The organism is Erwinia sp. INIA01, assembly GCF_025947915.1.
Classification (GTDB): Bacteria; Pseudomonadota; Gammaproteobacteria; order Enterobacterales; family Enterobacteriaceae; genus Erwinia; species Erwinia coffeiphila.
Genome location: NZ_JAPDNC010000009.1, coordinates 20,448 through 43,635, shown reverse-complemented (window position 1 = coordinate 43,635; position 23,188 = coordinate 20,448). Strand labels below are relative to the sequence as shown.

The following is a 23,188-nucleotide window of genomic DNA, read 5'->3' as shown; positions in this document are numbered from 1 at the left end:
TTTTAATGAGCGGCCAGGCTCATAATGGTTGTCTGATCCGCCGTTGCGGCATTTACAATTCCGGTGACTTTGCCTTCGTGCATCACCACGATCCGATCGCTCATTCCCAGCACCTCCGGCAGTTCAGAGGAGATCATGATGATCGCCACCCCCTGGCGGGCCAGCTCCACAATCAACCGGTGGATCTCAGCCTTGGCCCCCACATCGATCCCTCGGGTGGGTTCATCCAGGATCAGAATGCGCGGTTTGGTCAGCAGCCAGCGGCAGATCAGTACCTTCTGCTGATTGCCGCCGGAGAGGTTCTCAATGCACTCATGCATATCCGGCGTTTTGACCCGCAGCTTCTGGCAGATTGCGTGGCAGTCGGCTTCCAGCTGCGCTGCATCAACAATGCCATTGCGGCAGTAGCCTTCATGGATGGCGGCGATCTGCATATTTTCCTGAATATCCAGCGGCAGGAAGCAGCCGGTCTCCTTACGATCTTCGGTCAGCATCGCCATGCCGTGGCGAATGGCTTTATATGCGGAGGAGATAACCCGTTCATGGCCGTCGAGCGTGATGGTGCCGCCGGTCGCCGGGGTGACGCCGAACAGCGTTTCCGCCACGTTTGAGCGCCCGGAACCGACCAGTCCGGCAAAACCCAGGATCTCCCCGGCACGCAGCTCGAAGGAGACATCGCGGAAGACGCCGTCCAGCGTCAGGCCGTCGGCCTTCAGCACCACCTCGCCAATTTCCACGCTCTCCTTGGGAAACATCTGGGTGATCTCGCGGCCCACCATCATCTGGATCACCCGGTCACGGCTGATATCGCTGGCGGCATGCGTGCCCACGTATTTCCCGTCGCGAAACACGGTAAATTCATCAGCGATTTCGTACAGCTCGTTCATCTTGTGGGTGATATAGACAATGCCGATACCGCTGGCGCGCAGGTCGCGGATAATCGCAAACAGATGTTCCACTTCGGTTTCGGTAATTGACGAGGTGGATTCATCCATAATCAGCACGTCGGCATTCAGTGATACCGCCTTGGCGATCTCCACCATCTGCCGGCTGGCCATCGACAGGTCGCTAATTTCAGCATCGGGGTCCAGATTGATCTTCAGGCGCTTCAGCAGTGCTTCGGTTTGCTGGTACATCGCCGTATGATCGATGAAGCCAAAACGATTGCGCGGCTCACGACGTATCCAGATATTCTCGGCTACCGTCATCGGATTCATCAGCAGCAGTTCCTGATGGATCATGGCGATCCCTGCCTGCTGTGCCACCAGCGGGCTGGAGAGGGAAACCGTTTCTCCGCGAAGCCGGACCTCGCCGCTGTCAGGCTGGTACAGGCCGGAGATGATTTTCATCAGCGTCGATTTTCCCGCGCCGTTTTCGCCCATCAGCGCGTGGACGCTGCCGGGACGGATACGCAGGCTGACGTTATCCAGCGCGACCACGCCGGGAAACGCCTTGCGGACGTTATCCACTTCCAGCACATATTCGTAATCGCGCGAGGGAGAAGGGCCGCCCCGAGGGGCGGCGGCGGTTAAAGTTGCAGTTATCATGGTCTGCCCGCTTATTTAACAAACTGGTTCATATTGGCTGGCGTCACCAGCTGATAGGGGATCAGTACGCGATTTGGCAGTTTCTCACCCCTGGCCAGTTTTACGGCCGCAATCACCGCTTCCTTACCCTGGGCGACTGCGTCCTGGAACACGGTGACGTCAAAATCGCCCGCTTTCATCGCCGCCAGTGCGTCAACGGTGGCATCGATCCCGGCGACGACCACCGAGTCCATCGGGCGGCCCGATGCTTTCAGCGCCTGTATCGCGCCCAGCGCCATTTCATCGTTGTTAGCCAGTACGGCATCGAAGGTCAGGCTGGTGGAAAGCCAGTTGGTCATCAGGTTATTGCCGCCGGTACGGGTCCATTTACCCACCTGCTTATCGACCACTTTGATCCCCCTGGCACGGCGCTTTACTGAAGACGTCGACTACCGCTGCCGTGCGCTGTACCGCCGACTGCTGGGCCAGATCGCCCATCATAATCAGTACATTGCCTTTGCCGTTCAGCAGGCGGCAGACCTCTTTCGCCTGTAGCGTGCCGCCTTCTTTTTCACTGGAGCCGACGAACGCCTGGCTGGCCGGTAGTGAGTTGATATTGGCCGGCTCGCGGTTGACGTAAACCAGCGGAATATTGGCCGCCGCAGCATCGTCACTGATGGACTGTACGGCGTCGCTGTCTACCGGGTTCACGATGATCGCCGTCGGGCTGGAAGCGGTGAAGTTCTGGATCTGATTCAGCTGGGTGCCTATCTCATTTTTTCCATCTTCGATCTGGGTCTGAACGCCTTCGGTTTTTGCCTGCTGAATAATGGCGGTACGCAGGATGGTCAGCCAGTTATCGTCAAAGGCGGACATCGCCACGCCAATACGCGGCGTGGCGGCAGTAACGGCACCGGAGAGGGGCAACATGCAGAGCAGGGTGATAATATTTTTTTTAAGGGTACGCATGATGTTCTCTTTCTTTTCATGAGGGAGGAAAAGGGCCGCCTGAACGGCCCGGTATCATCTGTCCGCTGACTTAACCGATATCCGGCAGACGGTAGTCCGACGGCGCATCGGCAAGGCAACGTTCCAGTAACGCGACGGATTTACGCATCCCTTCATCGCGTGCCAGCACTACGTCTTCGTGCTCGATACTCAGCACGTCGTCGTAGCCTACCTGGCGCAGGTGGTAGCAGAACTGCTTCCACCACTGTTCGTCCTGTCCATATCCCAGCGTGACGTAGTTCCACGCCCGCTCGCGGCTGCTGACCGGATGCAGGGTTTCCAGCCGGCTGCTGAGTGCGGTCTGGCGGGCGTTAACAAAGGTGTCTTTGGCGTGTACGTGGTAGATCGCCTCACCCAGCTCATGAATGCAGGCCAGCGGATCGGCCCCCATCCACAGCAGATGGCTGGGATCGAAGTTAACACCCACCGTTTCACCGACCGCTTCGCGCAGCCGCCAGAATGACGGCACGTTGTAAACCAGCTGCCCGCCGTGAAACTCGATGCACAGGCGGCTGACGCCGTGTTCGCGGGCGTTTTTTACCCGCTGCTTCCACCACGGGATCGCCACTTCATTCCACTGATATTCCAGAATCTGCGAGCAGAACGGCGGCCAGGCCACGGTGATCCAGTTCGGCCAGCTGTCACCCGGTCCGCCCGGCAGGCCGGACATCATCACCACGCGATCGATATTCAGCAGACCGGCCAGCTCCAGCGTTGCATCGGCACAGGCCTGATGGTCGGCACCGCTCTGGCCGGGATGCAGCGGGTTGCCGCTGGCGTTCAGCGCGGAGATAGCCAGGCCATGATCGGCGACTTTCGCCAGGAAATTCCGCCGCGCGTCGCCGCTGGCCAGCAGCCCCTTCAGGTCGATATGCGGTGCCGAAGACCAGTTGCCGCAGCCGAATTCAACATGGCTGAGGCCCAGTTCGGCGGCGGCGCGCAGCATCTCGTCCTGGCTGAGATGGCCGAGGCTGTCGGTAACCATGCCGATTTTCATACGCGGTTCCCCGGCTGCACGGCTTTACCGGTGCGCAGAGATTCCAGCGCCGCATCCGCCAGCAGCAGTGCCTGCAAACCGTCTTCGCCGGATGGATGAATAGCAGTGCCGTTTTTCAGGTGTTCGATCAGCCCACCCAGCTCCAGACGATAGGCATCGCCGTAGCGCTGCAGGAAGAAGTGCATCGGTTTCTGCGCCACCACGCCTTCCGCGACCGATTTAATCAGGCTGCTTTCCGGATGGTTTGCCACCGCCAGCATCCCTTTGCTGCCGTGGACTTCAATACGCTGGTCGTAGCCGTAGCTGGCGCGGCGGCTGTTGGTGATCACCGCGATTTTGCCGCTGGCGCAGGTCAGCGTAATCACCGCCGTATCCACATCGCCCGCCGCTTTAATCTCCGGATCGACCAGCGATGAGGCGCTGGCGAAGACCGATACCGGCTCTTCCTGCAGCAGCCAGCGGGCCATATCCAGGTCGTGAATGGTCATATCGCGGAACAGGCCGCCGGAGGTTTTCACATAGTCGGCGGAAGGGGCGGCAGGATCGCGCGAGCTGATGGTGACCAGTTCGGTATTGCCGATCTCGCCGTTAACCAGGCTTTGCTGTAGCCCAGCCATGCTTGGGTCGAAGCGACGGTTAAAGCCAATCATCAGCGGAACATCCGCTTCGCGCACCGTGGCGAGGCAGCGTTCCACCCGCTCCAGGCTGAGATCCACCGGTTTTTCGCAGAAGATCGCTTTGCCAGCGCGGGCGGCGGCTTCAATCAGATCGGCATGGGTATCGGTCGCACTGCAGATGGCGACAATATCAACATTATCGTCATTCAAAACCTGATCCAGCGTGCTGACCTGTGCGCCATATTTTGCCGCCAGCGCTTGCGCCGCCGGGGCATAGACATCCATCACGCGAACCAGACGGCAGTCCGGGTGGGCGGCAATATTACCCGCGTGAATTTGCCCGATGCGGCCTGCACCCAGTAATGCAACATTAAACATGGTTTTCCCCTTGGTTAAATTCCGCGATAGCAACCGGACGGCGCTCGCGCGATGAGAGTTGAATGGCTTCCAGAACCTGCGCGACGGCCAGACCATCGCTAAAGGCACCTTTCTGCCACGGTTTGCCTTCGGCCACCGCCTGCATAAATTCGGCCATCATAAAACCGAACCCTTCGGCGTAGCCGACCGCAACGCCGTCGTGCGGCACCGGGATCAGATCGCTGAGGAACGGGAACGACGGCTGGTTAGCCAGGGTGATAAAAGCACCGCCTTCGCGTTCAGCGCGGGCAATATGCAGTTCGCCGGGGCGTTCGGAATTAAACAGAATGGTGCCCCGGCTGCCGGTCAGCGTGAACGACAGGGTATTACCCATGCCGACGGTGACGCGGCTGGCGGAGAACAGCCCCTGGCAGCCGTTGCGAAAGCGCATCACGCAGGAGCTGATGTCGTCGGTATCGACTTTTTCACTGCGATCGCTGAGCGCCACGTGGTTGTGGCCCGCGTTAGCGGCCAGCGGCAGATAACGGTGGGTAATCAGCGTATCGGTGGCGGCACCGACTATTTCGCTGATATCGCCGCAGAAGAAGTGGGCAATATCGATCGCATGCGCACCGATATCATGCAGCGCACCGCCGCCCGCTTTGCTTTCGGTATAGCGCCAGCTGTGCGGCAGCAGCGGATCGGCCGCGTAGCCGCACTGGTACTGGATAAGCAGATGGCTCAGGGTACCGATTTCACCGTTCTCCACCAGCTGTTTGATCATCGCCACGGCGGGAATGCGGCGGTAGTTAAAGACGCTGCCGCTGACGCCTTTGCTCGCTTTTGCCAGCGCGGTCATCTCTGCCGCCTGCGCTGCGGTCAGCGCCAGCGGTTTTTCGCACAGCACGTGCTTACCGGCGCGCAGCGCGGCGGTGGCCACCTCGGCGTGCATAAAGTTCGGTAGCGTGACGCTGACAATGTCGATTTCCGGGTCAGCAATGACCGCCTGCCAGTCGCTGGCTACGTGGGCGAAGCCCCAGACCTTAGCCAGCTCGCGCGCTGCATCTTCCCGCGCATCGCAGACGGTGTGCAGAACAAACTGATGCTGGTCGCTGGCGAGCCGGGCCTGATGGACGCGGTAGCCAGAGGCGTGCGCGGCACCGATCATCCCGGCACCGATAATGGCGATATTGAACGTTTTCATTTCGCCACCTCGACCCACTGTCCGCTCTCTGCGGAAGCAAACAGAGCGTCCATCACCTGCATCTGGGCGATAGCATCTTCCACACCGAATTCAGGCGTCAGTTCGCCGCGAAGGGTGCGTGAGAAGTTCGTGACTTCACACTGATACTGCTCCACCACCGGCAGCACCTGCGGCTGCGGCGCGGCATCGTCCAGGCCGGTGTGGGAGTCGACCCACAGCGTGGCAGGGGAGCCGCTGCCGGGTACATAAGGGGCTGAGAGGTCGAGCAGGGATTTCTCACACACCACCTGCACGCGCTGTGAAGCGGCCATCTTCAGGCTGACGGTTAGCGTGGCCTGCTGCCCTTGGCCGAAATCGAGGATAGCGTGGGTTGTTTCATCGGTGCCGTTATGGGCGGATCGCACCATCGAGCAGAAAACCCGCTCCGGCTGGCGCTCGAACAGATAGCGTGCGGTCATCACCGTATAGCAGCCGAGATCGTAGAGTGCGCCACCGCCTTTTTTGACGTCAAAGCGAAAATCACCCGGGTTATCCAGCATGAAGGAGAGCAGGATCTGCGCCGCCTGAATTCGGCCGTGATCGCCGCTGCGGATCTGCTGGCGCAGGATGTCAAACTGCGGATGGTGGCGGACCATAAAGGCTTCTGCTACCAGCAGATTGGCTGGAATATCGCGCAGGCGCTTTGCTTCGCTGGCGGTCAGCGCCACCGGCTTTTCACAGAGTACGTGTTTACCGTGCGCGGCAGCGGCCAGCACCATATCGATATGCTGATCGTTCGGCAGCGGAACGTAGATAGCCTCAATATCGGGATCGTTAAGCAGCGCTTCATAACTGCCGTACGCCTGCGGAATACCAAACAGGTCGGCTTTGGCCTGCGCTTTTTCCAGCGAGCGCGAAGCGATGGCTTTTACCTCACAGTATTCGCTGGCCAGCATCGCCGGAATAATTTTGGCGCAGGCGATATTCGCCGTGCTGACTATTCCCCAGCGCACCGGATTTGAAACATTTGTAACGTTATGATTTGACATCATTTACCTCTTTTAGCGATGACCTGAAAATATTTTTCACAGGATGCGAAAGTAAAAATTTTGTTTCGCAATTGATCGCCTGGCAGGGGGGTGAAGTCAATTTAACGTCGGATAAATCTCGTCAAAAAATGATTTTCATCACACAATTATTTGATGTAATTTACATCATTTTTAATAATTATGAGGTAATTCAATTTGATGGAATATTTGGTGTTTTTAACGTAACTGGTTATGATTATTAACATTTTAAAGGCCGGTATAATTGCATCAGGAATCCTATGTCAGAGAAACCTTTTCGTCGTGGCCCAACGGTTGTTGAAATTGCGAAGGCGGCAGGTCTGAGCACCTCGACCGTCGATCGGGTGCTGAATGCCCGCAGCGGCGTGCGGGCGGTCACCGGCAAAAAAGTGCAGGCGGCCATCAACCGCCTTGGGGGGAACTGGCAGGAAAACGCCACGTTACCGCTGCGGCGTATCGCCTTTATCTGCGAGGCAGGTTCAAGCTTTATCAATCTGATTGAGAAAGAGGCCAAAAAATACAGTGCCGCTCACCCTGAACTGCACTTCACCTTCGACAGCGTGCCCAACGTGCAGGTGAATGCCGATCGCTTCAGCGCGCTGATCCTGCGGCGCGCCGATGAATGTGAAGGAATTATTCTGGTTTCGCGGGATGAGGTAAAAACCAACCGCGCGGTGCGTGAGGCGGTGGAAAACGGCGTGCCGGTGATCTGCCTGACCACCGATCTACCCAACTCGCGGCGCAGCGCCTACGTCGGGCTGGATCAGATCGGTACGGGTGCTACCGCTGCCTGGCTGATGGGACGTATGCTGCCGCGCGTGCCGGGGAATATTCTGCTGTTGTGCAGTTCAGCCTATCGCGCCCAGGAAGAGCGCGAGGTGGGCTTCCGCCGGGTATTACGCGCCGATTACGCTCATCTGAATATTCTGGAACGGGTGAATATCAACGATGAAGCCGAAGGCGCGTGGCTGAGCGTAAAAAAATACCTGAAGGAGAATGCACCGATGGCGGGTATTTATAATATGGCGGGAGGGAATCGTGGTATTGCCCGGGCGCTGCGCGAAGCCGGGCTGACGGATAAGGTGCTGTTTCTTGGCCACGAGCTGAGCGAATTCACCCGCAGCCTGCTGGAAACCGGGGAAATGGACGCGGTGCTGGGCCACGATGTGCAGAGTGAAATTAACCACTGCCTGACGATTTTTGAACAGATCCGCGCGGGTAAACCGGCGGTCAGCATCAAAACCCCGCTGATTATCTACAACAAAAACTCATTTTTTGATGCGGGATACTGATGCGCAGCCTGTATGTGCAGGTTTAATTTTGCGCGTTACTCGTTATCCGCCGGGGAGGGGAGATCGAAGCGGGAATATTTGGTGAACATCAGCAGCGGCATATAGCTTGAGCGGACGGGTTGGCCTTTCACCAGCCGCTGAGCGAGAGTAAAACACGCTTCGATTTCACGTTCGCTGTCATGGCCAAAAATAACGTTAACCTCGTCCTGTTCAAGCATTCGCTGGCTGTGCTCGGTCAGCTCATGAGCAATAAAAATAACCTTTCCTGCCAGTTTTTCTTCGGCCAGCGCCCTGGCAATGCCGCGGTTACCACCGGCGACGTTGTAAACGGCGGCGATATCGCGATTATCCTGAAGATATTTTTTTATCAGCTTGTAAGTCTCCGCTGATTCATCGTTGGAGCTGATTTTTTCCTGAATCTCCAGGTGGGGGAATTCATTGCGCATCACCCGGCGAAAGCCCATTTCCCGCTCTTCCTGATTGCGATAGGTGGCGCTAACCACAAACAGCACTTTGGCCGCTTTTACCGGCAGCATTTTTCCCATCAGCAGCGCGGCATTAGCCCCGGCGCTCACCTCATCAACCCCAACGTAGGCGGCAGAATGGGGCAGATCGGTTGACAGACAGATCACCGGTACACCGCTGGCACCGGCGCTGCGCACCTCACTATTCACCTGCACATCCTCGCGGGAAACCAGTACCACCGCATCGGATTCGCTAACGCGCTTTTTTAACAGCTGGCTGAATGCCTGAGCATCGCGCTGATAGTTGGGCACGCTGTCAAAGGTGGTGGTGATAGCGGGATAGCCTGTCTTAACGCTCTCTAGCGCACTCTTCACCAGTTCGATGTAGCTGGTACCGGCTTCCATAACAAAGGCGATTTTCATCTGCTGCCCGCTGTTCTGCTGTGCGGAGAATTGCCTGAGTGCTTCCTCGACCCGCTGGCGGGTATTTTCACGTACGCCGGGGCGCTGATTCAAAACCCGATCCACCGTGGCGGTACTTAACCCCGAAATTCGGGCAATATCCTGAATGGTCGGATTTTTCTTCGAAAAGCGGTCAGTCATTTGTCAGTACCGGAATAGAGTCAGGAGCAGGCAGCCACCGCTAAGTAACAGGCCGGACGCAGCCCGTGATGCCGCGTCCGTACCGGATAATCAGTAAAGCAGGGAGTAAAGCTGGCGGCGGTACTTGCTGGCCAGCGCATCGCCGGTACCCAGCGCGGCAAGAATTTCCTGCAGGATTTTACGCGCCTGGCCATCCGCAGCGCCAAGATCTTTCTTAAGATGAACGAACAGTAGCTCCAGCGCCTCTTCGTTGCGGCCAACCTGATGGAGCTGGATCGCCAGCTGGGTTGCCAGTGACGCGTCTTCAGGGTTCTCCGCGATCTGCTGCTGCAGCAGTTGGATCTCTGGGGTGTCCGCTGCCTGTTTCAGCAGATCGATTTGCGCAATCAACCCCTGATAGCGGCTATCCTGATCCTGCAACGGCACCGCTTTCAGCACCGCTTCCGCTTCATCGCTGCGGTTCAGTTCGATCAGCACTTCAGCCAGCAGGAAGCCGATGTCACTTCTCTGATTGCTCAGCTGCCAGGCATCTTTCAGCAGCGGCAGGGCCTCCAGCGCTTTGCCTTCGTCCATCAGCTGCATCGCCTGCTGCGCCTTCAGCTCTTCTTCCTTCGGCAGTACTTTTTCCAGCAGGGCGCGGATCGCCTCTTCCGGCTGCGGCCCCTGGAAGCCGTCGACCGGCTGACCGTTCTGGAACAGATACACGGTCGGGATTGAGCGCAGACCAAACTGCTGCGCGACGGCAGGTTCTGCATCACAGTCCAGCGTTGCCAGAATAAACTGACCGGCATACTCCTGCGCCAGGCGCTCCAGCAGCGGCGTCAGTTGCAGGCAGTGCTGGCTGCGCCCGGACCAGAAATAAAACAGTACGGGAACCTGCATTGACTGTTCCAGCGTCTGGTGCAGGTTGGTTTCATTAATTTCAACAATCGCAGCGTGTGGTGCCATGAATTCGTCTCTTTTCACGTGAGTTTCATACTGTATTGGGGCAGACCGGCGGGCTTCAAGGCCCGTGGACTAATTCTGCCGTAAAAACCAGTCCAGCGCTCGTCCCGGCAGCAGCCTGCGCAGCAGCGTCATGGTCCAGGTGACCAGCGTCACCGGATAACGCAGGCGCGGATGCTTGCTTTCCAGCGCGTGGTGCAGCTTCGGCAAAATCGCCTCCGGCGGCAGGGTGAACCGCGCGGCGATGCCCGGGTTTTTCACCGGCTTATCCTGCTGCGCCTGGCTGACATTATCGGTAAACCGCGTACTGATTGGCCCCGGTTCGATCAGGCTGACGCGCACGCCGCTGGTGTGAAGCTCCATACGCAGCGCATCGGACCAGGCCTCCAGCGCATATTTACTGGCGGCATAGGCACCGCGGCCCGGCGTAGAGATCAGCCCCAGTACCGAGCTGGTGTTAATAATGCGCCCGGCACCGCTGGCGATCAGCGCCGGCAGCAGCAGAATAGTCAACTGGTGGGTACCGAACAGGTTGGTGGAAAACTGCCGCTCCAGCTGGGCACGGGTAACCGATTGCAGCGGTCCATACTGACCAAAACCGCCGTTGTTAAACAGTCCGAACAGGCGACCCTCGCACAGCGTGAGGATCTCTGCCGCACCGCGCTCCACGCTTTCTGCATCATCCAGATCGAGCAACACGCCGCTGAAGCCCAGCTCATTCATCCGCTCCACGTCCTGCGGCTTGCGGCAGGCGGCAATCACATGATAGCCCCGGCGCAGCAAATCGCTGGCCGCCACCAGGCCAATTCCGCTGGAACTGCCGGTTATTACGATAGATTTTTGCATAACTTTACCTGTTACAGCGTTCGTGGCCAGGTTACTCATGGTTAACTAAAGGAGCCAGCTGTTTCGCCATCACATCGGCAATAAACGACTGTGCGGCAGGGGCCGGATGAATACCGTCATCCTGCATCCACTCCGGTTTCAGATACACCTGCTCCATAAAGAACGGCACCAGCGGAATGCTATTGCGCTCCGCCAGCTGCGGATAAATGGCGGCAAACGATTCGGTATAGCGGCGGCCATAGTTGGCGGGCAGGCGAACCTGCATCAGCAGCGGCTGCGCCCCGGCGGCTTTAACCTGTTTAATGGCGCTGTCCAGATCCTGCTCCAGCTGTTTGGGCGGGAAGCCGCGCAGACCGTCGTTGCCGCCCAGTTCAATCAGCACCCAGCGGGGCTGATGCTTTTTCAGCAGAGCGGGCAGACGTGCAACCCCCTGGGCTGCGGTGTCGCCGCTTATGCTACCGTTAATAATAGCGGGTGATTTTTGCCACTTATCATTGAGTAACGCCGGCCATGCGGCACTGGCGGACATGCGGTAACCGGCGCTGAGGCTGTCGCCCAGCACCAGCAGCGTATCCGCCGCCGTCGCGCGCATCGTCATCAAAGCCAACAGCAACAGGAAAGGGTAATGCCAGCGGAAAACATTCTTGAAGTTCATCGTCTTAGTAAGTCCGTCGGTCAGGGTGAGCATCAGCTTTCCATCCTTACCGGAGTTGAGCTGGTTGTCAAACCGGCTGAAACTATCGCCCTGATCGGCGAGTCGGGTTCAGGGAAATCGACGCTGCTCGGCATTCTTGCCGGTCTGGACGACGGCAGCGAAGGGGAGGTGATGATGCTGGGGCAGCCGCTGCATAAAATGGATGAAGAACAGCGGGCGGAACTGCGGGCGAAAAATGTGGGCTTTGTTTTTCAGTCTTTCATGCTGGTGCCAACGCTGAACGCGGTGGAGAACGTGCAGCTTCCGGCGCTGTTACGCGGTGAAAACGACCGCCAGAGCCGCGAACAGGCGGCGCAGCTGCTCGGTCAGCTTGGGCTTGGCCAGCGTCTCAGCCATCTTCCCGCTCAGCTTTCCGGCGGGGAGCAGCAGCGCGTAGCGCTGGCTCGCGCTTTTAACGGCCGCCCGGCGCTGCTGTTTGCCGATGAACCGACCGGTAACCTCGACCGTAAAACAGGCGATCGCATCGCCGATCTGCTGTTTTCCATGAACCGCGAGCTGGGCACCACGCTGATTCTGGTTACCCACGATGAACAACTGGCGGCGCGTTGCGATCGTCGCCTGCGGCTGCGCGACGGCAAGCTGTGGGAGGAGTCATGATCTGGCGCTGGTTCTGGCGCGAGTGGAAATCCCCCTCGCTGCTGATTGTCTGGCTGGCGCTGACGCTGGCGGTGGCCTGCGTGCTGGCGCTGGGATCGCTCAGCGATCGCATGGAGAAAGGCTTAACTCAGCAAAGCCGTGATTTCATGGCGGGCGACCGCACGCTGCGCAGCTCGCGTGAGGTGCCTGCCGAATGGCTTGAGCAGGCGCGCAGCGACGGGCTACAGGTGGGGCGCCAGCTGACCTTTATGACCATGACCTTCGCCGGTGATACCCCGCAGCTGGCGTCGGTGAAAGCGGTGGATGACGCCTATCCGATGTTCGGCCAGCTGGCGACCGAGCCGGCCGGGTTAAAACCGGCGGCGGGAACCGTGCTGGCCGCGCCCCGACTGCTGGCGCTGCTCGAGCGTAAAAGCGGCGAAAATCTGGATGTGGGCGATACGACTTTACGTATTGCCGGGGAGGTCATTCAGGAACCGGATGCCGGATTTAATCCGTTTCAAACGGCCCCGCGGCTGCTGATGAATCTGGCTGACGTGGAAAAAACCGGTGCCGTACAGCCGGGCAGCCGCCTCACCTGGAATTATAAGTTTGCCGGCAATCCACAACAGCTTGCGCGCTTTGATGACTGGATAGCCTCGCGGCTGACGCCGGACCAGCGCTGGATCAGCGTGGAAAACTCGGACGATGCGCTGGGTAAATCCATGCAGCGCGCCCAGCAGTTCCTGCTGCTGTCGGCGCTGCTGACGCTGATGCTGGCGATTGCCGCCGTGGCGGTGGCGATGAACCACTACTGCCGCAGCCGCTACGATCTGGTGGCGGTACTGAAAACCCTGGGCGCTAACCGCAAGGCGTTACGCAAGCTGATTGTCGGGCAGTGGCTGGCGGTACTGCTGCTGGCGGCGATCTGCGGTGGCGTTATCGGTATGGGGTTTGAGGCGCTGCTGCTGCGTATGCTGCGCCCGGTGCTGCCCGGTGAACTCCCGGCCGCCAGTGCATGGCCGTGGTTGTGGGCGGTAGGCTCGCTGTTTGTGATTTCCCTGCTGGTTGGCCTGCGGCCCTATCGTCTGCTGCTGGCAACCCAGCCGCTGCGCGTACTGCGACGCGACGCGGTGGCGAATATCTGGCCGCTGAAAATTTATCTGCCGCTGATGGTGCTGGTGGTGGTGGGGCTGCTGGCGCTGCTGGTCGGCGGCAGTAAACTGCTGTGGGCGCTGGTGGCGGGCATTGTGTTGCTGTCGCTGCTGCTGGGCGCGGTGGGCTGGGGAGGACTGCTGCTGCTTAAGCGCCTGACCCTGCGCAATCTGGCATTTCGCCTGGCGGTTAACCGCCTGCTGCGACAGCCGTGGACCACTCTGAGCCAGCTGGCGGCATTCTCGCTGTCGTTTATGCTGCTGGCGCTGCTGCTGGTGATGCGCGGCGATCTGCTGGACCGCTGGCAGCAACAGCTGCCGCCGGGTAGCCCGAACTACTTCCTGCTGAATCTTACCGAGCAGCAGGTGCCGCAGGTGAAAACCTTCCTTGAACAGCATCAGGTGAAGCCGGAAACCTTCTACCCGGTGGCTCGCGTGCGCCTGACCGGCATCAATCAGCAGCCGGTCGATCCGAAGATGGATGAATCACTCAACCGCGAGCTGAATCTGACGTGGCAGCGCGACCTGCCGGATCATAACCCGCTCACCGCAGGTACATGGCCTCCAAAAGCGGGTGAAACGTCGATGGAGGAGGAACTGGCGGGAAGGCTGGGCGTGAAGCTGGGCGACACGCTGACCTTTACCGGCGATACCCAGGACTTTACGGCGAAAATCACCAGTCTGCGCAAAGTGGACTGGGAAAGCCTGAAGCCGAACTTCTTCTTTATCTTCCCGCCGGGCGCGCTGGATGCGCAGCCGCAGACCTGGCTGACCAGCTTCCGCCTGGATAATAACAATGCGCTGCTGGTGCAACTAAACCGCGAGTTTCCGACTCTGAGCCTGCTGGATATCGGCAGTATTCTGCGGCAGATCGGGCAGGTACTGGCGCAGGTGAGCCAGGCGCTGGAAATTATGGTGGTGCTGGTGACCGCCTGTGGCGTGCTGCTGCTGCTGGCGCAGATCCAGGTGGGCATGCGCCAGCGGCGTCAGGAGCTGGTGGTGTATCGCACGCTGGGTACGGGTAAAAAGCTGCTGCGCGGTACGCTGTGGTGCGAGTTTGCACTGCTGGGCGTAGTGTCCGGCGCGGCGGCGGCAATCGGTGCGGAGGTGGCGCTGTGGGGATTACAGCGGAAAGTCTTCGACTTCCCGTGGCAGCCGGATTTCGTGCTGTGGCTGGTGCTGCCGCTGACCGGTGCACTGCTGCTCTCCCTGTGCGGTGGCTGGCTGGGCGTGCGGTTGCTGAAGGGCAGGGCGCTGTTCCGGGGATATGAGGCGGGGTGAGATCGTTAGGCTAGTATCTGCGAGGCGTGGTGTTCGAGCTTGGCATCTGCCAGGCATGGTGTTCGCGCCGACCGGTGGGTGCCCTGGCCTGGTGGGTCCTCGCGCCGCTGCGCGGTCCCTTCACTTCGCTCGTCAGCCTGTCGGACCAGCGTAGACGGGGCGTCCTGCCCCGGCTACGCTTTTCGGCCGCGTCCATGCGGCCGAATCCTGGCTTCCTCTCTTCGTTCAGCGCTGCGGATGCTGCGGCCAGGGCACCCACCGTTCGGCTCCCGGAACGCGGTGTCGTTGGAATGAAAAGGCAGGGGGATCTTGCTTATTGTGGGTGGGGCTTGGATGTTACAGGCTGTAATGGTTAACGTCAGTTGTAGCGAGCAGCAACGTCATGATGAACGGGCAATCGGTGTCGGTCAGGTTCGCGGACCGTTGAGCGTAGGGACGCGCGAATCGAGGCCACACGGACGTGTTCACGCCGAGTCCGCGAAACTGACCGACACCGATATGCCCGACGACGATCTTCCCGCGACAAAAACCCGACACCGATTAGCCGGATTCAGGGGTAACAGCCATAAAAAAACGGACCTCAAAAGGTCCGTTTTTTCCAACCAGTAAAGCTCAGCAAAAAGCGATCAGCCCAGCTTCTCAACCGCCCAGGCAATCCCGCTGGCGTACTCTTCCGACAGCATCGGCACCAGCGCATTCAGCGCGTCGCTCAATGCTGCGGTGCTAACGTCAGAAAGATTCAGGTGCCCGACCTTACGGCCCGGACGCACTTCTTTATCGTACCAGTGCAGATGCACCAGCGGCTGCTGCAGCCAGTCAAGATTCACGTCAGTACCGATCAGATTCACCATCACCGCCGGGCTGCTCACCACCGGCTTCGGCAGAGGCAGATCGAGGATCGCCCGCAGATGCAGCTCGAACTGGCTAATCGATGCGCCATTCTGCGTCCAGTGGCCGCTGTTGTGCACGCGCGGGGCCAGCTCGTTAATCAGCAGACCTTCCGGCACCACGAAGCACTCCATCGCCATCACGCCGACGTAGTTCAGCTCGTTCATGATGGCTGACAGCATCTGCTCGGCCTGCTGCTGATGGGCAGCATTCACCACCGGCAGCATGACGCTGGTACGCAGAATACCGTCCTGATGCAGGTTATGAGTCAGCGGGTAGAATACCGTGCGGCCATCGTGCCCGCGCGCGCCTACCAGCGACACTTCGCCGGAGAAGTTAATGCCGCGCTCAACGATGCACTCGCCGTAGCACTCTTCCGGTAATGAATTGGTTTCATTCGCGCGCAGGCGCCACTGTCCGCGTCCGTCGTAGCCACCGGTACGGCGTTTGACGATTGCCAGTTCACCGAGGGTGGTAAACACCTGCGGCCACTGGTCGGCGGAGGAAAGCAGCTGCCACGGCGCGGTGGCCAGACCCAGCCGGTCAAGCAGCTGTTTTTGTGTCAGACGGTCGGCAAGCTGGGGGAAAATATCGCGGTTAACGAAGGCGTTATGACCTGCCAGTTCGCGAGTCAGCGCGGTTTCCGGCCAGCGTTCAATTTCAGCGGTAATTACGCTGGCTGCAATCGGCAGCGCTTCCGGTTCCGCATCCAGACCGACCGGATAAACGGCGATCCCCAGCGGTTCCCCCGCCTGGCGCAGCATGCGGCCAAGCTGTCCGTTACCTAATACGCAAACCGGTTTCATGCCTCACCCCGTGGGTCCGGGTTGTTCAGCACTTCATCGGTCTGGGACTGACGCCATGCCGCCAGACGTGTTGCCAGCTCGGCATCGTGCAGGGCAACGATTTGCGCCGCCAGCAAGGCTGCATTGGCCGCACCGGCTTTACCAATCGCCAGCGTGCCAACCGGAATGCCGCGTGGCATCTGCACGATGGAATAAAGGCTGTCGACGCCGCTCAGTGCCGCGCTCTGTACCGGCACGCCCAGCACCGGAACCAGCGTTTTGGCTGCCAGCATACCCGGCAGGTGAGCCGCGCCGCCTGCGCCTGCAATAATCACCTGATAGCCGTTATCCGCAGCCTGTTCGGCAAAGCTAAACAGCTTGTCCGGGGTACGGTGGGCAGAAACCACTTCACAGTGGAAGGGAACGTCCAGGCTGGTGAGGATTTCCGCTGCAAACTGCATGGTTGCCCAGTCACTTTTGGAACCCATAACAATAGCAATGCGGGCCGGTGCGGCGTTAGATGACATGCGGGGCTGACTCCTGTGATTGTAAAACGTCACCGTAGTAACCCTGGGGCTACCCGATGGGAAGGGCTGAGAGAATAGCATGAGTCAGCGGCAAGGAAAACGGTTGCGTAGCGGATTATCACGCCATCTCAGGGCAAAATTTTGATTCAGAACGGGAAGGAAATCAGCGCCGTCTCTTCTGCACTGACTCGGATCATCGATCCCTGCTCGTGCCAGGCACCCAGAACAATTCTTTCGGCCGGGTGACCGTCAACCATCAGCTGATGTACCGCCGGGCGATGGGTGTGGCCGTGGATCAGGATTGGCGCATGATGGCGATGCATTACTGCCACAACGGCCTGCTGATTCACGTCCATAATCGCCATGTCTTTGCTGCTGTTCGCCTCTTTACTTCCGGCGCGCATTTTCACCGCAATACGCTGGCGAATAAACAGCGGCAGGGCGAGGAACAGTTTTTGCAGCCAGGGCTGATGCACTTTGGCACGGAAACGCAGATAGCCGACATCGTCGGTACAGAGCGTATCGCCGTGCATAATCAGCACGCGCTTACCGTAAAGATCCAGCAGTTGCTCTTCCGGCAGCAGAGTCATGCCTGCCGCGCGGGCAAAGCGTTTGCCGACCAGGAAATCGCGGTTGCCGTGAATAAAGAAGCAGGGGATGTTGAGCTGGCTCAGAGCCTGAGCGACTTCGGCGTGTAGTGGATTCGGATCGTCGTCGCCGATCCAGGCCTCAAACAGATCGCCAAGAATATAGAGGGCGTCAGCATGCTGCGCTTCCCGGCGTAAAAAATGAAGAAAACCGGCAGTAATTGCCGGTTCCTCAACACACAGATGAATATCTGCGATAAACAGCGTGTGCGACATTATTACTCGCTGACGGTAACTTTCTGGATAATCACGTCGTCTTTTGGCACGTCCTGGTGCATACCGCTGCGGCCGGTAGAAACGGCTTTGATTTTCTCAACCACGTCCATACCTTCAACCACTTCAGCGAACACGCAGTAACCCCAGCCCTGCAGGCTTTCGTCACGGAAGTTCAGGAAGTCGTTGTCGGCAACGTTGATAAAGAACTGTGCGGTAGCAGAGTGAGGAGCCTGAGTACGCGCCATCGCCAGGGTGCCTTTGGTGTTCTTCAGACCGTTGTTCGCTTCGTTGCGGATCTCGTCTTTGGTGTTTTTCTGCTTCATGCCAGGTTCGAAACCGCCGCCCTGAATCATGAAACCGTTAATTACGCGGTGAAAAATGGTGTTGTCGTAGAAGCCTTCACGGCAGTACTCCAGGAAGTTTTTTACGGTTGCCGGCGCTTTGTCATCAAAGGTTTTGATTACGATATCGCCGTGGTTAGTCTGGAAAGTGACCATATTTTCATCCTGTCAGGGTTAGAGTATTAAGAATGCGCGCCGGTGGAATGGACAAATGTCCGCTCCGTGCGGCAGACGGGTCTTATATCACAAAATGTGATGGCGAGTCAGCCCTGCTGCATAACAACATCCGCGCTATAGCGATACCTGGCGTAGCGCTGGCATGAAAAATGCGTCAGAATACGGGATTATCATTTTTATCATTAACCCCGCACACGCCTAAAACGGAATGTCTCAATGCTAAAGATTTTCAACACCCTGAGTCGTCAAAAAGAGGAATTTAAACCTATCCATGCCGGTCAAGTTGGCATGTACGTGTGCGGCATTACCGTTTATGACCTCTGTCACATTGGACACGGCAGGACCTTTGTGGCGTTTGACGTAGTGGCTCGCTATCTGCGTTACCTCGGCTATTCACTGAAGTACGTGCGTAACATCACCGATATTGATGACAAAATCATCAAGCGTGCCAACGAGAATGGCGAAACGATCGGTGAATTGACCGACCGCATGATTGCCGAAATGCACACCGATTTTGCCGCGCTGAACATTCTGCCGCCGGACCAGGAGCCGCGTGCGACCCGCCATATTGATGAAATCATCGAACTGGTGAGCACGCTGATCGCCCGTGAGCACGCCTATGTCGCCAGCAACGGCGACGTGATGTTCTCCGTAGACAGCGACCCGACCTACGGTTCGCTGTCGCGTCAGGATCTGGAACAGCTGCAGGCCGGTGCGCGCGTGGAAGTGGCTGATGTAAAACGCAACCCGATGGACTTCGTGCTGTGGAAAATGTCCAAGTCCGATGAGCCGGGCTGGGCATCGCCGTGGGGCAACGGTCGTCCGGGCTGGCACATTGAGTGCTCGGCGATGAACTGCAAACAGCTTGGCCACCACTTTGACATTCACGGCGGTGGTTCCGATCTGATGTTCCCACACCATGAAAACGAAATTGCTCAGTCCACCTGCGCCCACGATGGCCCGTATGTGAACTACTGGATGCACTCCGGCATGGTGATGGTTGACCGCGAGAAGATGTCAAAATCGCTGAACAACTTCTTTACCGTGCGCGACGTGCTGGCGCACTACGACGCGGAAACCGTGCGCTACTTCCTGATGTCCGGCCACTATCGCAGCCAGCTGAACTACGGCGAAGATAACCTGAACCAGGCGCGCGCTGCGCTGGAACGCCTCTACACCTCGCTGCGTAATACCGATGCGTCGGCAGCGCCTGCCGGTGGCGAAGCGTTTGAAGCCCGCTTCCGCGAGGCGATGGATGACGACTTCAACACGCCGGAAGCCTACTCGGCGCTGTTCGACCTGGCGCGTGAGGTTAACCGCCTGAAGTCAGAAGATAAAACCGCTGCCGATGCGCTGGCTGCCCGTCTGCGTCAGCTGGCAGGTGTGCTTGGCCTGCTGGAGCAGGACCCGGAACTGTTCCTGCAAAGCGGGGCGCAGAGCAACGATGATGAAGTGGCGGAGATCGAAGCGCTGATTAAAATGCGCAACGATGCGCGTAAAGAGAAGAACTGGGCGCAGGCCGATGTGGCCCGCGATAAGCTGAATGAGCTGGGCATTATTCTTGAAGATGGCCCTGCCGGTACCAGCTGGCGTCGTAAGTAACTCCTCACTCCGGGCCGGCAATCGCTGGCCCGTTTTACATCCGGGACGCGTTGATATGATCCGTCAGTTTGCCCTCACTAACTACCGCTCCATCCGCCATCTTGAGTTTGAACTCGGCCAGCTGAATGTCATCAGTGGCCCCAACGGCTGCGGCAAATCCAATCTGTATAAAGCGGTGCGTTTGCTGCACGAAGCGGCGTGCGAACGCCTGTCGCTGGGGCTGGCGCAGGACGGTGGCATTCAGAAGGCGATGTGGGCGGGTGGAAAGCGGCCGGGTGAACGCAACAGCGAACTCAAACGCATGGTGCTGGCGGTTGAGATGAACGACTTCGACTACCAGTTGGAAATCGGTTTCCCCGAGCCGCTGATCAGCCTGTTTAACCTCGACCCGCTGGTGAAAAAAGAACAGCTGTGGCTGAGCGGCCAGCGACGCCGCCGATCGGCGCAGCTGCTGGAGCGCAACAACCAGACTGCGTTTTTGCAAAATATCGAGGGTGAAAGAGTGGCTTATCCGGCCTCGCTGCACGCGGAAGAGTCGGTGTTTGCTCAGCTGGCGGAACCGCATCTTTACCCGGAGGTGTCGCAGGTGCGCGAGAGCCTGCGCGGCTGGCGTTTCTACCATGAATTTGCCGTGTGGCCGGGCAGCGCGCTGCGTGCGCCGCAGGTGGGCATTCGCTCACCGGTGCTGGCCCACGACGGCAGCAATCTGGCCGCCGCCTTTGAAACCATTCGCGAGCGCGGCCACAGCGAGCTGCTGTTCTCAATTCTTGAGCGGGCGTTTCCCGACAGCCGTTTTGAAGTGGACGCGCAGGGCGGGCGCTTTCAGCTGTTGATGCATCGCCAGGGTATTCTGCGGCCGCTGGAGCCCGCCGAGCTGTCCGACGGTACGCTGCGCTTTCTCTGCCTGGTGGTGGCGCTGCTCAGCCCGCGTCCGCCCGCATTTATGGCGCTTAACGAGCCGGAAAACAGCCTGCATCCCGATCTGCTGCCCGCGCTCGCTGAGCTGATTGCCGAAGCCAGCCGCTACAGCCAGCTGTGGGTGACCAGCCATTCGCCGCTGCTGGCACAGCTGATTGCTGAACATGCGGAGGTGCGGCATTACCAGCTGGGTCAGGTCGATGGCGCAACGGTGATAAGCGATGCCGCCGTCTGAGCGGCATCGTTCTGGTTACCTGGCTTTAGCCGCCCGGCTGGCGCTGTAGATTGCCAGCAGCGGTGCCAGCGCCAGCACGCCAAACAGCACCCGCGAAGCGCTGATTGCCCCCTCAGTGCCCCCCGGCACGTTCAGCCCGCCCATATTCGCCAGCATGCCGGAGAGCGCAGCGCCCAGTGCGGTAGCGAATAGCTGTACGGTAGAAATCGAAGTGGCGGCGGCGTCCTGATCTTCTGCAGGCGTTACCTCCAGCACCCGGGTCAGCAGATGTGGCCAGCCGATACCAATCCCGAAGCCCACCAGCAGCAGCGCCAGCGAGATCGCCACCAGCAGCGTGATGCCCTCGGCGATCTGTACCGGAATCGCCAGCGCCAGCATTACCATCCCGGCCAGCACCAGCACCGGGCCAATAACAATCGCCAGCGTAATACGTTTGCCCTGCCAGCCGGAGCTCCAGACTTCGGCCAGCGTCCAGCCTGCCGCCATCAGCGCCGCCAGATAGCCCGACATCAGCGGAGACTGGCCGTGCAGGTGCTGCAGGAAGTAGGGCACGAAGGTTTCACTGGTCATGCCGACCACCAGCAGGCCTATGGTCAGATACAGCATCAGCAGCGGTGAATGAAGGCGCAGCGCATTGCGCGGCAGCAGGCCAGCGTCGCCTTTCCGTTCACGACGTACCAGTATCGCCACCAGAATCACCGCCACGCCAACCCCGAGTAGGTTATAGCTCAGATCCGCTTCGGTACTGCCGAGGCTGATGGCCAGCACCGCCGCCGTCAGCAGCAGCAGCTGGATACCCGGCAGCGGCGCGGCAGGCCCGCGATCCTGAGCGTCGGCGGGTAGCGCACGCCAGATAAGCCAGGCGTACAGCAGCGACACCGGGACCAGGAAGCCAAATGCCATGCGCCAGGCGTTGATATCGGCAAAGATACCGCCGATCGCCGGACCAACCAGCGTGGCAACGCCCCACATGCCCGACACCAGCGCAAAGGCACGCGGCCACAGCGACTTCTCAAACACTTCGTAGATCATCGCGTAGCCCAGCGCGAACAGGAAACCGCCGCCCAGCCCCTGCACGGTACGGCCCAGCAGCATCACCAGCATCGACGGTGCCAGGGCGCACAGCAGGCTGCCGGCCAGAAACAGCGTGATGGCAATCATATAGGCACCGCGCGCACCGGTGCGGTTCAGCGTGCGGCTGGTCAGTGCCGAACCGAGTATCGAGGCAACCACGAACAGCGTGGTATTCCATGCATACAGATTCAGCCCGCCGATCTCCTGAACGACCGACGGCAGCACGGTGGTGGCGATATAGATATTGATGGCGTGCAGCGCAACGCCGCCGGAAAGTGCAGCCGAGCGTGCGGCATTCTGACCGGAGAGCAGATCTCCCCAGTTCCCTTCATGCGATGACATAGTGACTCCGTGAGGCATAATGGTTATTCGCTCAGACGTTGTCGGCCGCACAGCTCTGAGGTAAATTAATAAAACAAGAAAACACTTGGAATATTAGTGGGGGTATAAAAATCTTGTCAACGGAACCTTCACATGAAGAGCACTTATCGACATCACAGCGGCTGCTTCATCTGCTGAAAACCCGTGGCCCACAGCAGGCTGCTGAAGCGGGAAAGGTGCTGGGAATGACCGCAGAAGCCGCGCGCCAGCAGTTCAACAAGCTGGCGGCGGAAGGGCTGGTTGCCGCCTTCTCTAAATCGCGTGGCGTGGGCCGCCCTTCACAGTTCTGGCAGCTGACGCCGGAAGGGCAGAAGCAGTTTCCGGATACTCACCCCGAACTGACCGTTCAGCTGCTGGAGATCGTCAGAGAAACGTTTGGCGAGCAGGGAATCGATCGGCTGATTGAAAAGCGCGAGAAGAAAACCCGCGAGTTTTATCGGCACGAACTGGCTGCGCTTGGCGGTTTAACCGAACGCGTTGCGCGGCTGGCGGAGATCCGTTCCGCCGAAGGCTACATGGCGGAGTATGAGGTGCTGGATGATGGCAGCCTGCTGCTGATTGAGAACCACTGTCCTATCTGCGCGGCGGCAACGGTCTGTCAGGGATTTTGCCGGGCGGAACAGGCCATCTTTAGCGAAGTGCTGCACGCCGACGTGGTGCGCGTTGAGCATATTCTCAGCCAGGCCAGGCGCTGTGCCTATCGGGTACAGCCCTGGCGCGAGTAGTGGTTGGGGGCAACCGGCCCGCGTAGTGCAGGCCGGCTAAA

General features: G+C 59.1%; 22 protein-coding genes. 6 read left to right on the top strand and 16 right to left on the bottom strand.

From position 1 onward, the window contains the following. Nucleotides 1-2: 2 nt before the first annotated feature. The 7 genes from OMR58_RS16385 to OMR58_RS16355 all read right to left on the bottom strand — a co-directional run bounded on the left by OMR58_RS16385 (nt 3) and on the right by OMR58_RS16355 (nt 6,740). On the bottom strand, nt 3-1,547 hold the full coding sequence (locus tag OMR58_RS16385) for a sugar ABC transporter ATP-binding protein (protein ID WP_200545421.1): 1,545 nt from the start codon (nt 1,545-1,547) through the stop codon (nt 3-5). 11 nt (nt 1,548-1,558) lie between these two features. Further along, nucleotides 1,559-1,936, bottom strand: a complete 378-nt coding sequence (locus tag OMR58_RS16380; RefSeq protein WP_264546431.1) for a substrate-binding domain-containing protein — start codon at nt 1,934-1,936, stop codon at nt 1,559-1,561. Beyond that, nucleotides 1,926-2,495, bottom strand: coding sequence for a substrate-binding domain-containing protein (locus OMR58_RS16375; RefSeq protein WP_264546430.1), 570 nt, complete (start codon nt 2,493-2,495; stop codon nt 1,926-1,928). Before OMR58_RS16375 ends, OMR58_RS16380 begins: the two co-directional genes overlap by 11 nt. A gap of 70 nt (nt 2,496-2,565) precedes the next feature. Beyond that, nucleotides 2,566-3,531 carry a sugar phosphate isomerase/epimerase family protein gene (locus OMR58_RS16370; protein WP_264546429.1) on the bottom strand — a complete coding sequence of 322 codons (966 nt, stop codon included), beginning with the start codon at nt 3,529-3,531 and terminating at the stop codon, nt 2,566-2,568. Then, nucleotides 3,528-4,526 (bottom strand): inositol 2-dehydrogenase, encoded by a 999-nt coding sequence (gene iolG, locus OMR58_RS16365; RefSeq protein WP_105590870.1) that lies wholly within the window; start codon nt 4,524-4,526, stop codon nt 3,528-3,530. The genes OMR58_RS16370 and iolG overlap by 4 nt, the downstream gene beginning before the upstream one ends. After that, complete coding sequence (locus OMR58_RS16360) at nt 4,519-5,709, bottom strand: Gfo/Idh/MocA family protein (protein ID WP_264546428.1); 1,191 nt, start codon at nt 5,707-5,709, stop codon at nt 4,519-4,521. The genes iolG and OMR58_RS16360 overlap by 8 nt, the downstream gene beginning before the upstream one ends. Further along, entirely contained in the window at nt 5,706-6,740 is a 1,035-nt protein-coding gene (locus OMR58_RS16355) for a Gfo/Idh/MocA family protein (RefSeq protein ID WP_264546427.1), read from the bottom strand. The genes OMR58_RS16360 and OMR58_RS16355 overlap by 4 nt, the downstream gene beginning before the upstream one ends. Nucleotides 6,741-7,015: 275 nt before the next feature. On the opposite strand from OMR58_RS16355, the gene OMR58_RS16350 reads away from it, so the two are divergent. After that, nucleotides 7,016-8,047 carry a LacI family DNA-binding transcriptional regulator gene (locus OMR58_RS16350; RefSeq protein ID WP_264546426.1) on the top strand — a complete coding sequence of 344 codons (1,032 nt, stop codon included), beginning with the start codon at nt 7,016-7,018 and terminating at the stop codon, nt 8,045-8,047. 35 nt (nt 8,048-8,082) lie between these two features. Here OMR58_RS16350 and OMR58_RS16345 read toward each other — a convergent pair whose 3' ends face one another. The 4 genes from OMR58_RS16345 to tesA form a co-directional block, all read right to left on the bottom strand. Then, the gene (locus OMR58_RS16345) at nt 8,083-9,114 is read right to left on the bottom strand and encodes a LacI family DNA-binding transcriptional regulator (RefSeq protein WP_264546425.1); all 1,032 of its coding nucleotides are present in this window, start codon (nt 9,112-9,114) and stop codon (nt 8,083-8,085) included. Between the two features lie 90 nt (nt 9,115-9,204). Next, entirely contained in the window at nt 9,205-10,062 is an 858-nt protein-coding gene (locus OMR58_RS16340; RefSeq protein WP_264546424.1) for a co-chaperone YbbN, read from the bottom strand. A gap of 69 nt (nt 10,063-10,131) precedes the next feature. After that, nucleotides 10,132-10,905, bottom strand: coding sequence for an SDR family oxidoreductase (locus OMR58_RS16335; RefSeq protein WP_200559975.1), 774 nt, complete (start codon nt 10,903-10,905; stop codon nt 10,132-10,134). 31 nt (nt 10,906-10,936) lie between these two features. Beyond that, nucleotides 10,937-11,560 (bottom strand): multifunctional acyl-CoA thioesterase I/protease I/lysophospholipase L1, encoded by a 624-nt coding sequence (gene tesA / locus OMR58_RS16330; protein WP_146114103.1) that lies wholly within the window; start codon nt 11,558-11,560, stop codon nt 10,937-10,939. Between tesA and ybbA the strand changes: the two genes are divergently transcribed. Both ybbA and ybbP read left to right on the top strand, forming a co-directional pair. Further along, nucleotides 11,531-12,217 carry a putative ABC transporter ATP-binding protein YbbA gene (ybbA, locus tag OMR58_RS16325; RefSeq protein WP_264546423.1) on the top strand — a complete coding sequence of 229 codons (687 nt, stop codon included), beginning with the start codon at nt 11,531-11,533 and terminating at the stop codon, nt 12,215-12,217. The two genes, tesA and ybbA, sit on opposite strands and share 30 nt — an antisense overlap. Further along, entirely contained in the window at nt 12,214-14,631 is a 2,418-nt protein-coding gene (gene ybbP, locus OMR58_RS16320; protein WP_264546422.1) for a putative ABC transporter permease subunit YbbP, read from the top strand. Before ybbA ends, ybbP begins: the two co-directional genes overlap by 4 nt. A gap of 626 nt (nt 14,632-15,257) precedes the next feature. Here the strand turns inward: ybbP and purK are convergent. The 4 genes from purK to ppiB form a co-directional block, all read right to left on the bottom strand. After that, nucleotides 15,258-16,325 carry a 5-(carboxyamino)imidazole ribonucleotide synthase gene (gene purK / locus OMR58_RS16315; RefSeq protein ID WP_200559970.1) on the bottom strand — a complete coding sequence of 356 codons (1,068 nt, stop codon included), beginning with the start codon at nt 16,323-16,325 and terminating at the stop codon, nt 15,258-15,260. Further along, entirely contained in the window at nt 16,322-16,831 is a 510-nt protein-coding gene (gene purE, locus OMR58_RS16310) for a 5-(carboxyamino)imidazole ribonucleotide mutase (RefSeq protein ID WP_200545436.1), read from the bottom strand. Before purE ends, purK begins: the two co-directional genes overlap by 4 nt. Nucleotides 16,832-16,977: 146 nt before the next feature. Continuing rightward, entirely contained in the window at nt 16,978-17,694 is a 717-nt protein-coding gene (gene lpxH, locus OMR58_RS16305) for a UDP-2,3-diacylglucosamine diphosphatase (protein ID WP_264546421.1), read from the bottom strand. 2 nt (nt 17,695-17,696) lie between these two features. After that, on the bottom strand, nt 17,697-18,191 hold the full coding sequence (ppiB, locus tag OMR58_RS16300; RefSeq protein ID WP_105590887.1) for a peptidylprolyl isomerase B: 495 nt from the start codon (nt 18,189-18,191) through the stop codon (nt 17,697-17,699). Between the two features lie 237 nt (nt 18,192-18,428). Between ppiB and cysS the strand changes: the two genes are divergently transcribed. Beyond that, complete coding sequence (gene cysS / locus OMR58_RS16295) at nt 18,429-19,814, top strand: cysteine--tRNA ligase (RefSeq protein WP_264546420.1); 1,386 nt, start codon at nt 18,429-18,431, stop codon at nt 19,812-19,814. A 55-nt stretch (nt 19,815-19,869) separates the two neighbouring features. Further along, a complete protein-coding gene (locus tag OMR58_RS16290; RefSeq protein ID WP_264546419.1) occupies nt 19,870-20,967 on the top strand; it encodes an AAA family ATPase in 1,098 nt (365 codons plus the stop codon). A gap of 15 nt (nt 20,968-20,982) precedes the next feature. Here OMR58_RS16290 and OMR58_RS16285 read toward each other — a convergent pair whose 3' ends face one another. Next, on the bottom strand, nt 20,983-22,383 hold the full coding sequence (locus OMR58_RS16285) for an MFS transporter (RefSeq protein ID WP_200559965.1): 1,401 nt from the start codon (nt 22,381-22,383) through the stop codon (nt 20,983-20,985). 113 nt (nt 22,384-22,496) lie between these two features. Here OMR58_RS16285 and OMR58_RS16280 point away from each other — a divergent pair, with 113 nt between their 5' ends. Beyond that, the gene (locus OMR58_RS16280; protein WP_234480042.1) at nt 22,497-23,147 is read left to right on the top strand and encodes a helix-turn-helix transcriptional regulator; all 651 of its coding nucleotides are present in this window, start codon (nt 22,497-22,499) and stop codon (nt 23,145-23,147) included. Nucleotides 23,148-23,188: the final 41 nt, after the last annotated feature.

Bases quoted from the DNA above. Each gene is read 5' to 3' on its own strand.
- lpxH (WP_264546421.1), bottom strand. From the start codon at position 17,694: ATGTCGCACACGCTGTTTATCGCAGATATTCATCTGTGTGTTGAGGAA.
- OMR58_RS16285 (WP_200559965.1), bottom strand. From the start codon at position 22,383: ATGTCATCGCATGAAGGGAACTGGGGAGATCTGCTCTCCGGTCAGAAT.
- OMR58_RS16355 (WP_264546427.1), bottom strand. From the start codon at position 6,740: ATGATGTCAAATCATAACGTTACAAATGTTTCAAATCCGGTGCGCTGG.
- purK (WP_200559970.1), bottom strand. From the start codon at position 16,325: ATGAAACCGGTTTGCGTATTAGGTAACGGACAGCTTGGCCGCATGCTG.
- OMR58_RS16360 (WP_264546428.1), bottom strand. From the start codon at position 5,709: ATGAAAACGTTCAATATCGCCATTATCGGTGCCGGGATGATCGGTGCC.
- purE (WP_200545436.1), bottom strand. From the start codon at position 16,831: ATGTCATCTAACGCCGCACCGGCCCGCATTGCTATTGTTATGGGTTCC.
- OMR58_RS16345 (WP_264546425.1), bottom strand. From the start codon at position 9,114: ATGACTGACCGCTTTTCGAAGAAAAATCCGACCATTCAGGATATTGCC.
- OMR58_RS16370 (WP_264546429.1), bottom strand. From the start codon at position 3,531: ATGAAAATCGGCATGGTTACCGACAGCCTCGGCCATCTCAGCCAGGAC.
- cysS (WP_264546420.1), top strand. From the start codon at position 18,429: ATGCTAAAGATTTTCAACACCCTGAGTCGTCAAAAAGAGGAATTTAAA.
- ybbA (WP_264546423.1), top strand. From the start codon at position 11,531: ATGCCAGCGGAAAACATTCTTGAAGTTCATCGTCTTAGTAAGTCCGTC.
- OMR58_RS16290 (WP_264546419.1), top strand. From the start codon at position 19,870: ATGATCCGTCAGTTTGCCCTCACTAACTACCGCTCCATCCGCCATCTT.
- OMR58_RS16340 (WP_264546424.1), bottom strand. From the start codon at position 10,062: ATGGCACCACACGCTGCGATTGTTGAAATTAATGAAACCAACCTGCAC.
- ppiB (WP_105590887.1), bottom strand. From the start codon at position 18,191: ATGGTCACTTTCCAGACTAACCACGGCGATATCGTAATCAAAACCTTT.
- OMR58_RS16350 (WP_264546426.1), top strand. From the start codon at position 7,016: ATGTCAGAGAAACCTTTTCGTCGTGGCCCAACGGTTGTTGAAATTGCG.
- iolG (WP_105590870.1), bottom strand. From the start codon at position 4,526: ATGTTTAATGTTGCATTACTGGGTGCAGGCCGCATCGGGCAAATTCAC.
- OMR58_RS16375 (WP_264546430.1), bottom strand. From the start codon at position 2,495: ATGCGTACCCTTAAAAAAAATATTATCACCCTGCTCTGCATGTTGCCC.
- tesA (WP_146114103.1), bottom strand. From the start codon at position 11,560: ATGAACTTCAAGAATGTTTTCCGCTGGCATTACCCTTTCCTGTTGCTG.
- OMR58_RS16385 (WP_200545421.1), bottom strand. From the start codon at position 1,547: ATGATAACTGCAACTTTAACCGCCGCCGCCCCTCGGGGCGGCCCTTCT.
- ybbP (WP_264546422.1), top strand. From the start codon at position 12,214: ATGATCTGGCGCTGGTTCTGGCGCGAGTGGAAATCCCCCTCGCTGCTG.
- OMR58_RS16335 (WP_200559975.1), bottom strand. From the start codon at position 10,905: ATGCAAAAATCTATCGTAATAACCGGCAGTTCCAGCGGAATTGGCCTG.